The sequence below is a fragment of the Streptomyces spectabilis genome, assembly GCF_008704795.1.
GTDB classification, from domain to species: Bacteria; Actinomycetota; Actinomycetes; order Streptomycetales; family Streptomycetaceae; genus Streptomyces; species Streptomyces spectabilis.
Genome location: NZ_CP023690.1, coordinates 3,750,357 through 3,760,975, shown reverse-complemented (window position 1 = coordinate 3,760,975; position 10,619 = coordinate 3,750,357). Strand labels below are relative to the sequence as shown.

The following is a 10,619-nucleotide window of genomic DNA, read 5'->3' as shown; positions in this document are numbered from 1 at the left end:
GGGCGGGCCCTAGCCGCACAGCTCCCGCTCCGCCCGCACCGGATCGTTCGGGAAGCGGAAGGCCGTGCGCTCCAGGGCGCCCCCGACGTTGCGCAGGAAGCGACCCGCCGTGAGGGGCTCCCGGGTGGCCGCGCGGAGTTCGGCCAGCGGGCCGCAGGCGAGGGCGCGGCGGGCGGCGGCGACCCGCGCCGGGTCCATGCCGGGCGGCAGGTCGCCCGTGCCCCGGTCGGCGACGATCCACTCGTCCGGCAGCCGCTTGTCGTGGCCCACGCGCGCGTGGGCGATGCGCTCGGAGTGGGCGGCCAGCGGGTAGGCGAGCCCGATCGGGTCGAGGGCGGCGCCGTCGAGGGGGATGACGGTCCCGTTGAGCCCCAGGGTGGTGTAGGCGCCGGTCACGGCGGGCGTCGCGCCCTCGACGCGGGTGCGGGCCAGGAACAGCGTGGGCGCCCCGACGTCCGCGGCGTCCCGCACCTCGCGCGCGTACGCGGCGTTGCCCCGGAACCCGGCGAAGGTGTGCCGCAGTGGGTGCGCGGCCGCGTTCTGCCGCACGTACACGCCGCGCTCGTCCGCGACGCCGCGCGGCCCGACCAGACCCTCGTACGGGATGCGCAGCGACGCCGCGCAGACCAGCGCCCACGCCCCGACGCCGACCGTCGTGAGGGTCCACGCGCGCGTGGCGGGCACCACGAACACCGGCAGGACCAGCAGGAGGAGGCCCGGCAGGAACATCCGGGCGTGCATGAAGTCCCCGCCGACCTTGATGACGTACGCCCAGCACAGGACCCCCGCGACGACGGGCGCGAGCGCGGGCACCAACGGCACGGAACGCCCGTGCCGCAGCCCCCCGTACCAGCGGCCGCCGTGCCGCGCGGGCAGCACCGCGGCGAGCACGAACAGGGCGGGCAGCCACAGCAGATACGGCCCGGCGAAGTCCGCGAGATAGGCGGCCCCGCGCCCCCACAGGCTGGACGAGGCCTCCTTGGTGACGCCGGGCAGCGGCATGAGGTGCCCGTAGTAGCCCATGCGGAAGACCTCGTAGGCGACGGGCAGCGCGCCCGCGACGGCCGCCCCGGCGAGCGCGCCGCCGCGCGAGGGGCGCGCGCTCAGCCACTGCGCGCCGAGGAACACGGCGGACACCAGGGCGAGATCGGGCCGTACGAGGGGACCGAGCCCGAGGACGAACGCGGTGCCCAGCGCGCGCGGACGGATCACGAGCAACAGCCAGGCGCCCGCGATCCAGCAGGTGGCGAGCCCCGTCTCCAGGCCGGACGTGGCGAAGTCCCACACGGGCGGCAGCGCCAGCGGCACCAGGGCGCCGAGCGGCAGGAGGGGGCCGCCGGACGCCCCCGTGCGCAGCCGCGCCGCGCCCCACGCGGCGAGCGCGAACCCGGCCGCCGTGAGCAGCAGGCCCCCGTACACGGCGGCCGTCACCACGTCGACCCCCGGAAGGCCCGCGAGGACGAGCAGCCACTGCCACAGCGTCCCCGTCGAGGACTCGGCGCGCTCGCCCACGTTGAACACCGGCCCGTTCCCCGCGAGGACCTGCCGGACGGTCCGGACGTAGATGTGGCCGTCGTCGGACATCCAGCGCCGCTGGTACCCGGCCCAGACGACGGCGAGCGCGGGCAGCAGACACACGACGACCCGAAAGGGCCGCCGGGACCGGACAGGAGGGTGCACGAATGTCATGCACGGTACTTCGGCGCAGGTCAGCGAGGCCTTGAACGAGCCGCTGGAGGGATTGAGGCCGTCCGGCGGCCCCGCGCCCGTGGGGGACCGGCAGCCGCGCCCCTCACACCTTGGGGATGTCGAAGTACCGGGTGAGCCCCGCGGCGAGCGCCACGTCGCCCACGACCTTGAGCTTGCGGGTCATGAACAGCGTGACGGGGTTCGCGTTGCCGGACACCAGCTTGAGGAACTCCGCGTCGCCCATGACGAGCGTGACGCGCGGCTCCGCCTCCGAGCGCCCCGCGCGGACCGCGCACGCGCCCTCGGCGATGTCCGTCTCGTACACCGTGTCCTCGACGCCCTCGCTCCCCGTGACCTGCCACCGGATCAGCGCCTTCAGCGTGCCCGCGGCCTCCGGCCTGAACTGCCGTTCCATGCGGGCGAAGACCTCCCGCAGGACACGGCCGCGCAGCGGGGCGTCCGTGGCGATCGCGCTGATGTCCTTGCCGGAGAGGCCCTTCACGATGCGCGCGAACTCCTCGGGCGTGACACTGGAGAAGTCGAGTCCCGCGATCCCCTCGGCCTTGTCCGTCCCCATCGCAAGCTCCTTACTCCGAGGTCAACTTACTGGGAGGTAAGGTAGGTCCGGATCAAGGAGGCTGACAAGGGTGGGCGATACGCCACAGGCACGCAGACGGCGCGTTCCGCGCAAGGAGCGCGAGCAGCAGATGATCGACGTGGCGGTCCAGGTCTTCGCCAAGCGGGGCTATCACGCCGCGTCGGTCGACGAGATCGCCGAACTCGCCGGGATCTCCAAGCCGATGGTGTACCTCTACCTCGACTCCAAGGAAGGCCTGTTCCTCGCCTGTCTGCGGCGGGAGGCCGATCGCCTGGTGGCGGCGTTCCAGGGGGCGGCCCGCGAGGCCGCGGTGCGGGGCGCCGACGACGGCTCGGGCCGGGGTGCCCCCGAAGTCCGCCTGCACGCCGGGCTCCTGGCCTTCTTCGCCTTCGTCGCCGAGCGCCGCGACAGCTGGGTGGTGCTCCACCGCCAGGCGTCGGAGCTGAGCGAGACCATCGCGGCCGCCGTCGCCGAGGCGCGCCGCGCGGTGATGGCGCAGGTCGCGGAGCTGGTCCGGGCGGGGATCGAGGAGAGCGCGGCGGCCGCGCAACTCACGGAGAGGGACGCCGACTTCGTGGCCCACGCCCTGGTCGGCGCCGCCGACTCGCTCACCGACTGGATGGCCCGCAACCCGGGCCAGTCGCCGGAGGGCGTCGCCCTGCGCCTGATGAACATGGTCTGGGTCGGGATGGGCCGGGTCCTGGAGGGGGAGGTCTGGGTTCCGGCCCGCGGGTGACGCCCGCGATGGCTTCCCGTGGGTGACGCCCGCGATGCCTCCGGGGAGGCCTGCCCCCTCCCGGCGGCTCCCCGGACTTCTGCGCGACCCATTGAATTTCCCCTACGCACGGGTAAGTTGACCGAAAAGTAAGTACGCGCAGCCGCACCTCGCACCCACCGCACGCAGCCGCAGCCGCAGCCGCAGCCGCAGCCGCACCTCGCACAGCCGCACAGCCGCACCGCGCACGCACCCGCCATCCGCACCACGGACACGTACCGGGAGCCGTCATGGGCGTACGCAAGGACTTGAAGAAGGCGCGACGCCACACCGAGCTGGCCGACCGTGCCAAGGTCGAACTCGTCCGGGACGAACACGGCGTGGTGCGCGAGGCCCGCACGCCCGCCCTCGCCGCGGAGGCCACGCACGGCAGCGCCGCCGACATCCCCTTCACCAACGCCGCCGAGGCCCCCGACGCCGTGGTCCTCCGCCGCAAAGAGGCGGGCCACTGGCGGCCCGTCACGGCCGCGGCCTTCGCCCGCGAGGTCACCGCCGCCGCGAAGGGCCTCATCGCGGCCGGGCTCGAACCGGGCGGCAGGGTCGCCCTGATGTCCCGTACGCGCTACGAGTGGGCGGTCCTCGACTTCGCCGTCTGGGCGGCGGGCGGCCAGACGGTGCCCGTCTACGCGACGTCGTCGGCCGCGCAGATCGAGTGGATCGTCCGGGACTCCGGCGCGAGCCTGCTCTTCGCCGAGACCGCGGAGAACGCGACGACCGCGCGGGAGGCGGTCGCGGACCTCGGCGCGCCCCCGTCCGTCCGGACGATCGACGACGGCGCGGTCCTCGAACTCGCCGAGCGGGGGCAGGAGGTGAGCGACGAGGAGGTCGCCAAGCGGCGCGCGGCGCTCACCCCCGACACCATCGCGACCATCTGCTACACATCCGGCACCACGGGGCGCCCCAAGGGCTGCGTCCTCACCCACGGCAACCTGCACGCCGAGGCCGCCAACACCGTCGACCTGCTGTACCCCGTCTTCAAGGCGATCACCGGCCAGCGGGCCGCCACGCTGCTCTTCCTGCCCCTCGCCCACATCCTGGGCCGCAGCATCCAGATCGCCTGCATGCTCGCCCGCATCGAACTCGGTCACTGCCCGAGCATCAAGCCGGACGAGCTGAGGCCCGAACTGCGCGCGTTCCGGCCCACGTTCGTCGTCGGCGTGCCGTACCTCTTCGAGAAGATCCACGACACCGGGCGCGCGACCGCCGAACGGATCGGCCGTGGCGCCTCCTTCGACCGCGCGGAGCGGATCGGCGTGCGCTTCGCCGAGGCGTACCTGCACAAGTTCCTCGGCACCGGACGCGGCCCGTCCGCCGGGCTCTACCTCGCCTGGGGGCTGTACGACCTGCTCGTCTACCGGCGCATCCGCAAGGAGGTCGGCGGCCGCCTGCGCTACGCCATCAGCGGCGGCTCGCCGCTCGACAAGCAGCTCAACCTGTTCTTCTACGCCGCCGGGATCATCATCTACGAGGGCTACGGCCTCACCGAGACCACCGCCGCCGCCACGATCATCCCGCCGCTGCGGCCGCGCCCCGGCACCGTGGGCCTGCCGGTGCCCGGCACGGCGGTGCGCATCGCGGACGACGGCGAGGTGCTCATCAAGGGCGGCATCGTCTTCACCTCGTACTGGAACAACCGGGACGCCACCGACGCCGTCCTCACCGGCGACTGGCTGGCCACCGGCGACCTGGGGGCCCTCGACGAGGAGGGCTACCTCACCATCACCGGCCGCAAGAAGGACATCATCGTCACCAGCGGCGGCAAGAACGTCTCGCCCGCCGTCCTGGAGGACCGCCTGCGCAGCCGCCCCCTCGTCGGCCAGTGCATCGTCGTCGGCGACAATCGCTCGTACGTCGCCGCGCTCATCACCCTCGAACCGGAGGCCGTGGCGCACTGGCTGGCCGTCCGCAAGCGCCCCGCGGACACGCCGCCGGCCGAGCTGTGCCGCGACCCGAAGCTCCTCGCGGACCTCCAGAAGGCCGTGGACCACGCCAACGAGGCCGTGTCGCGCGCCGAGTCCATCCGCCGCTTCGTGGTCGTGGAGGGCGAGTTCAGCGAGGAGAACGGCCTGCTCACGCCGTCCCTGAAGATCAAGCGACGGGCGGTGGAGCAGGCGTACGCGCAGGAGATCGAGGCCCTCTACCGCGGCTGAGCCCCGACCGGACGGGCCCTAGTCGCAGGACTCCTCCAGGTACGTGCGCGCGACGGCGCTCGCGCGCGCGGACCAGGCGGCGATCACGGCGATCTCGTCCGGCGTGAAGTCGTCGAACAGCTCCATGAGGCGTGCGTAGTACGGCTCGTAGATCTCCCGCACCCGCTCGGCGGCGGCCGGTACGGCGACGACGCGCACCCGGCGCCGGTCGGCGGGGTCCGGCTGCCGGGTCACGAACCCACCGCGCTCCAGGCGGTTGAGGATGCCCGTCACCGCGCCCGTCGTCACGTGCGCGCGCGTGGCGAGTTCGCCCGCGGTCACCGCGCCGTCCCCGGCCTGCAGGACGTACGCGAAGCAGATCAGGTCCGTGACGGACAGGCCCAGGTTCCGCGCGAACTCCTGCTGTCCCACGACGCTCGTCGCGACGAGGTCGTCCACCGCGTCGACCACGTCCTGCGCGGACGCGCTGGGGCGGGGCTTGCCCTCCATTGATATCCCTTAGTACGTAAGATAAATTACTTACTCGCTAAGGCATCTTACGTCCGATGCCGGTGGCGCGGCCACGCCGTGCCCTCGGCGGGCACGGGGAGGGCACGACACGTGAGTACGCACGACGACGGCCACACCATCGCGGGCTGGACCGGCTGCGCGGTCGGGACGGTGGGGGCCCTGATCGCGGGAGTGGGCATCACCGGCTGGCGTCCCGGCATCTGGCTGGGGCTCGGCGTGATGGCCCTGGCGGTGCTGGTCACCTGGGTCCTGCACCTGGCGGGCTGGGGCAAGGCCCCGGGGCCGCGGCCGGCGTCCCGGCAGCCGATGAGGCTCCGCGACGGCGCGGCGCGCGAGGGGCACCCGGGCTGCGTCGGCTGCCGCCTGGCGGGCCGCCGCGGACCGGCGAAGGCGCCCGCCCGGCGGGAGGGCGAAGAGCAGGTGGCGCGCTCGGCCGCGTGACCGGGCGCCGACGGGCCCGGCGGCCGTCCCGGTGAGTACGCGTACTCATGTCCGGGCCGGTCCGCCGGGCCACAGTGGGCTCACCCGCCCGGACCGAGCCCCGAGGATCCACGATGTCGAACGCCTCCCGCCCGCGCCTGCGCCACCTGTTCGCGCTCGCCACGGACACCTGGCTCGCGCGTGCCTACCTCGCCGTGGTGGCGGTGGCGCTGGGGTTCTTCCTGGGTGCCTGGTACGTGGGCCCGGAACCCGGGCTCGCCGGGTTCTACCCGTTCCTCGCCACGGCGCCGCTCGGCGCCCTCGCCCTCCTGGTGTCGGTGCCCGCGGAGCACTCCTCGCTCACCTGGCTGAGCCCGACGCTCTTCGCCACCGGCACGGCCCTGGCGGGCCTGTGCAACGCCGCGCTCCTCGGGCGACTCGTGCGCGGGCGGGGGCCGCGTACGGCCTGAGGTGAGCGCGAGCGGCAGCAAAAAGGCCTTCCCGAAGGAAGGCCGGTGAGGTGCGCCCCCGGCAGGACTCGAACCTGCGGCCAAGTGCTTAGAAGGCACCTGCTCTATCCACTGAGCTACGGGGGCCGGGTGGTGGCCGGTGGCCTGGAGCCCGGTGTGGGGCCGGTCCGTGACCTTGCCGGGGACAAGGATAGGGCTCCCGGGTCCTTGTCCCTGGTGCTTCACCTCCGCACCGTGATGTGGAGGTTCGGTGAAGCGGTCCTGATAATCGCAGGCAGGTGCGAATCTCGCAGCGCTTTTGGCGCCTGGCGCCCCGGGTGTTGTGCACTCGTTATGCCTGTGTCCCACTCGTCCCTTCCGTCACGTGTGTCCGATCGGCGCGCAGGCATGCCCATATGCTTCAGAAAGCCATCAAAATTGGGCATTCTTCGCATGTGGTGACCTTGGACGTACGGCCTCAACTGCTTGACGCGCTTTCCACCCTGCGTGAGCGTGTCGCCGCCGCACGCTTTCCGCTCCCCCTGGCGGGGGCGCCACGCGCGCGTGCCAACCGGGACGAGCTTCTCGCCCAGCTCGACGACTATCTGGTGCCCCGGCTCAGGGCCCCCGAAGCGCCGTTGCTCGCCGTCGTCGGCGGGTCCACGGGGGCCGGGAAGTCGACGCTCGTGAACTCCCTGGTGGGGCGTCAGGTCAGCGAGGCGGGCGTGCTGCGGCCCACCACGCGCACACCGGTGCTCGTCTGCCATCCGGAGGACCACCACTGGTTCGCGGGGATGAGGGTGCTGCCGGACCTCACGCGCGTGTGGGTGCCCCTGCCGGAGGGCGACGAGGGCGCGGGCGACGGTGGCCGACTGCTGCGGGTGGAGACCGCCGACACGCTTCCCAGAGGACTCGCCCTCCTGGACGCGCCCGACATCGACTCCCTCGTCGCCGACAACCGCGTCCTGGCCGCCGAACTCGTCTGCGCCGCCGACGTGTGGGTCACCGTCACCACGGCCGCCCGCTACGCCGACGCCGTCCCCTGGCACCTGCTGCGCACCGCCAAGGAGCACGACGCCACCCTCGTCACCGTCCTCGACCGCGTGCCGCACCAGGTCGTCACCGAGGTGTCCCGGCAGTACGAGGCGCTGCTCACCAAGGCGGGCCTGGGCGACGTGCCCCGCTTCACCGTGCCCGAGCTGCCCGAGTCCGCGGGCGGCGGCGGGCTGCTGCCCTCGACCGCCGTGGCGCCGCTCCTCGCCTGGCTCGCCGACCGCGTCCAGGACGCCGCCGCCCGGGACGCGGCGATCGCGCGCACCGCCCATGGAGTGCTCGTTTCACTGAACTCCCGCATGCCCGAACTCGCCGGTGCCGTCGCCGCCCAGCACGCGGCCGCCCTGCGGCTCACCGCCGCCGTCGACGAGGCGTACGAGAGCGAGCACGCGCGCGTACGGGAACGGCTCCAGACCGGCGCCGTGCTCGCTGGAGACGCCCTGAAGCGCTGGCGGGCCTATCCGCTCGACTGCGGCCCGGGAGAGCTCCTGGACGCGGTCTCAGCCGGTCTGGAGACGCTCCTGGTGTGCGCCGTCACCGCCGCCGACGAGCGCGTGGACGAGGCCTGGCGCCGCGAACCCGCCGCCGGACTCCCCAGCCTCGCCCCCCGCCGCGACGACGGCGCGGAACACCGCGTCGGGATGGCCGTACGCCGCTGGCGGCGCGTCCTGGAGGAGTACGTGGAGGACGAGGTCCGCGCGCTCGACCGCATCGACAAGAGCGCCCCGCCCGACCCCGACGTGCTCACCGCGCTGCTCGCCACCGCCCTCCTGGGCGGACGCCGGGCGCGCTCCGCCGGGGAGACCCTCGCCGAACGCGTCGGCGCCCACGGCGCGCTGCGCCTGCGCGACCGCGGCGGCCAGCTGCTCACCGACTACCTGGACAACGTCCTCGGCGCGGAACGGGAGCGGCGCCTCGCCCCCCTCGACGCCCTCGGCGTCCACCCCGAACCCCAGGCCGAACTCATCGCCGCGCTGTCCGTACTGCAGAAGGAGAGGTGACCGCGGTGACCGCCGTCACGGATCACACCGACCAGGCCGACCGGCCCGACGACCCGGCCTCCCGCGCGCGGGAGGCCGACGGCATCTGGGACGACGGCCTCATCGCACGACGGGCCGCGAACGGGGCCCCTGGAGACGACGATTCGGCGGGCACGGGCGCTACGAAGACGGGGGATCGCGGCGCGACGGGGGACGAGGGGCCGTCCGCGTACGAGAAGCCTTCGTCGTACGAGCAGTCGTCCGGCTACGAGAAGCCCTCCGGTCATGGCAAGCCCTCCGGTTACGACAAGGCCTCCGGTTACGACAACGACGGGCCCTACGAGGCTGCCGCTGAGGCGACCGTCCTCTACGAAGGGCCGCTGCGCGCCCGCCTCGACGCGATGCGGGAGCTGATCGGGCTCTCCAGGACGCGGCTCGACAGCGCGACGCTCGCCGAGGCGGGGCGCGTCCTCGACGAGGCCGCGGCCCGGCGGCGGCTGTCCGACCGGCACACCGTCGTGGCCGTCGCCGGGGCCACCGGAAGCGGCAAGTCGACGCTGTTCAACGCGCTCGCGGGCGTGATGATCTCCGAGACCGGCGTCCGCAGGCCGACCACGGCCGCGCCCATCGGGTGCAGCTGGACGGACGGCGCGGCGGGCCTGTTCGACCGGCTCGGCATCCCGGGGCGGCTGCGCAGGAGGCCCCTCCAAGGGGCCGACGCCCAGGCCCTGGAAGGGCTCGTCCTCGTCGACCTGCCCGACCACGACTCGGCGGCCGAGGACCACCGGCGGCACGTGGACCGCATCCTGCGGCTCGTGGACGCCGTCATCTGGGTCGTCGACCCGGAGAAGTACGCCGACGCGGTCCTGCACGAGCGCTATCTGCGGCCCATGGCGGGCCACGCCGAGGTCATGTTCGTCGTGCTCAACCAGACGGACCGACTCCCCGGGGACGCCGCCGACCAGGTGCTCGACGATCTGCGCAGGCTGCTCGACGACGACGGCATCGCGCTCGGCGAGCACGGCGAACCGGGCGCCACGGTGCTCGCCCTGTCCGCGCTGACCGGCGACGGCGTCGGCGACCTGCGGGAGGCGCTCGGACAGTTCACGCGCGAGCGGCGTGCCGCCGCGCGCCGCGTGGAGGCGGACCTGGACGCGGCGGCCGCGCGCCTGCGCCCGGTGTACGCCGCCGACGCGGGTCCCGCCGTGGGGCGGGCGCGGATCGGGCTCAGCGAGGAGGCCCGCGACGAGTTCGCCGACCGGCTCGCGGAGGCGGTGGGCGCCGCGGCCGTGGGCCAGGCCGCCGAACGCGCCTGGCGCAGGCACGCCAACAAGGCGTGCGGCACGCCCTGGCTGCGGCTGTGGCGCTGGTACGAGGCGCGCCGCTCGCCCTTCGGCTCGATCGTCGCGCCCGCGACGCGTGCTCCCGTCGACGAGGAGGCCACGGCACGCGCGCGCGTGGAGCACGCCGTGCGCACGGTCGCCGACGAGGCCGCGACGGGCCTCCCCGCACCCTGGGGGCAGGCCGTCCGGGAGGCGGCGGCACGCGGCGCCGAGGGACTGCCGGAGGCCCTTGACGAGCTGGCCGTGCGGGCCGGGCTGCCGCAGGGGCGCCCGCCCAGGCCGGGCTGGTGGCCGGTCGCGGTGTTCGCGCAGGCGGTGATGACGATGCTCCAAGTCGTCGGCGGGCTCTGGCTGGTGGCACAGATCGTGGGGGTGGCGACGCCGAACCTGGGCGTGCCCGTGCTGCTGATGCTCCTCGGCGTCCTGGGCGGCCCCGGCGTGGAGTGGCTGAGCAGGATGGCGGCGCGGGGCCCCGCGCGCCGGTACGGCTTCGACGCGGAACGCCGGCTGCGGGAGGCGGCGTCGGGGTGCGGCCGGGCACGGGTGCTCGATCCGGTGGCGGCGGAGCTGCTGCGGTACCGGGAGGTGCGGGAGCAGTACGTGCGGGTGGCTCAGCGGGGGTGAGGAGGCCGCGGGGGCGCCGAGAGTGGCT

At 74.1% G+C, this 10,619-nt stretch carries 9 protein-coding genes and 1 tRNA gene; 6 read left to right on the top strand and 4 right to left on the bottom strand.

What is annotated here, in order from left to right; translation table 11 throughout:
- Positions 1-9 precede the first annotated feature (9 nt).
- Both CP982_RS16255 and CP982_RS16250 read right to left on the bottom strand, forming a co-directional pair.
- Positions 10-1,689 (bottom strand): arabinofuranosyltransferase AftB family protein, encoded by a 1,680-nt coding sequence (locus CP982_RS16255; RefSeq protein WP_150511204.1) that lies wholly within the window; start codon positions 1,687-1,689, stop codon positions 10-12.
- A gap of 103 nt (positions 1,690-1,792) precedes the next feature.
- Positions 1,793-2,266 carry an SCP2 sterol-binding domain-containing protein gene (locus CP982_RS16250; RefSeq protein WP_150511203.1) on the bottom strand — a complete coding sequence of 158 codons (474 nt, stop codon included), beginning with the start codon at positions 2,264-2,266 and terminating at the stop codon, positions 1,793-1,795.
- Between the two features lie 130 nt (positions 2,267-2,396).
- On the opposite strand from CP982_RS16250, the gene CP982_RS16245 reads away from it, so the two are divergent.
- The gene (locus tag CP982_RS16245) at positions 2,397-3,023 is read left to right on the top strand and encodes a TetR/AcrR family transcriptional regulator (protein WP_150515512.1); all 627 of its coding nucleotides are present in this window, start codon (positions 2,397-2,399) and stop codon (positions 3,021-3,023) included.
- 269 nt (positions 3,024-3,292) lie between these two features.
- Positions 3,293-5,212 (top strand): AMP-dependent synthetase/ligase, encoded by a 1,920-nt coding sequence (locus CP982_RS16240; protein WP_150511202.1) that lies wholly within the window; start codon positions 3,293-3,295, stop codon positions 5,210-5,212.
- An 18-nt stretch (positions 5,213-5,230) separates the two neighbouring features.
- On the opposite strand, the gene CP982_RS16235 is transcribed toward CP982_RS16240, so the two are convergent.
- A complete protein-coding gene (locus tag CP982_RS16235) occupies positions 5,231-5,701 on the bottom strand; it encodes a MarR family winged helix-turn-helix transcriptional regulator (RefSeq protein WP_150511201.1) in 471 nt (156 codons plus the stop codon).
- A gap of 111 nt (positions 5,702-5,812) precedes the next feature.
- Here CP982_RS16235 and CP982_RS16230 point away from each other — a divergent pair, with 111 nt between their 5' ends.
- Together CP982_RS16230 and CP982_RS16225 are read left to right on the top strand one after the other, a co-directional pair.
- Positions 5,813-6,163 carry an HGxxPAAW family protein gene (locus tag CP982_RS16230; RefSeq protein WP_150511200.1) on the top strand — a complete coding sequence of 117 codons (351 nt, stop codon included), beginning with the start codon at positions 5,813-5,815 and terminating at the stop codon, positions 6,161-6,163.
- A gap of 113 nt (positions 6,164-6,276) precedes the next feature.
- Positions 6,277-6,612 (top strand): SCO4225 family membrane protein, encoded by a 336-nt coding sequence (locus CP982_RS16225; RefSeq protein ID WP_150511199.1) that lies wholly within the window; start codon positions 6,277-6,279, stop codon positions 6,610-6,612.
- A 53-nt stretch (positions 6,613-6,665) separates the two neighbouring features.
- Here the strand turns inward: CP982_RS16225 and CP982_RS16220 are convergent.
- Positions 6,666-6,738, bottom strand: a tRNA-Arg gene (locus CP982_RS16220).
- A gap of 308 nt (positions 6,739-7,046) precedes the next feature.
- On the opposite strand from CP982_RS16220, the gene CP982_RS16215 reads away from it, so the two are divergent.
- Both CP982_RS16215 and CP982_RS16210 read left to right on the top strand, forming a co-directional pair.
- Positions 7,047-8,645: a dynamin family protein gene (locus CP982_RS16215; protein WP_150511198.1), complete on the top strand. Its 1,599-nt coding sequence runs from the start codon at positions 7,047-7,049 to the stop codon at positions 8,643-8,645.
- Positions 8,642-10,591, top strand: a complete 1,950-nt coding sequence (locus tag CP982_RS16210; protein WP_372503365.1) for a YfjP family GTPase — start codon at positions 8,642-8,644, stop codon at positions 10,589-10,591. The genes CP982_RS16215 and CP982_RS16210 overlap by 4 nt, the downstream gene beginning before the upstream one ends.
- Positions 10,592-10,619: the final 28 nt, after the last annotated feature.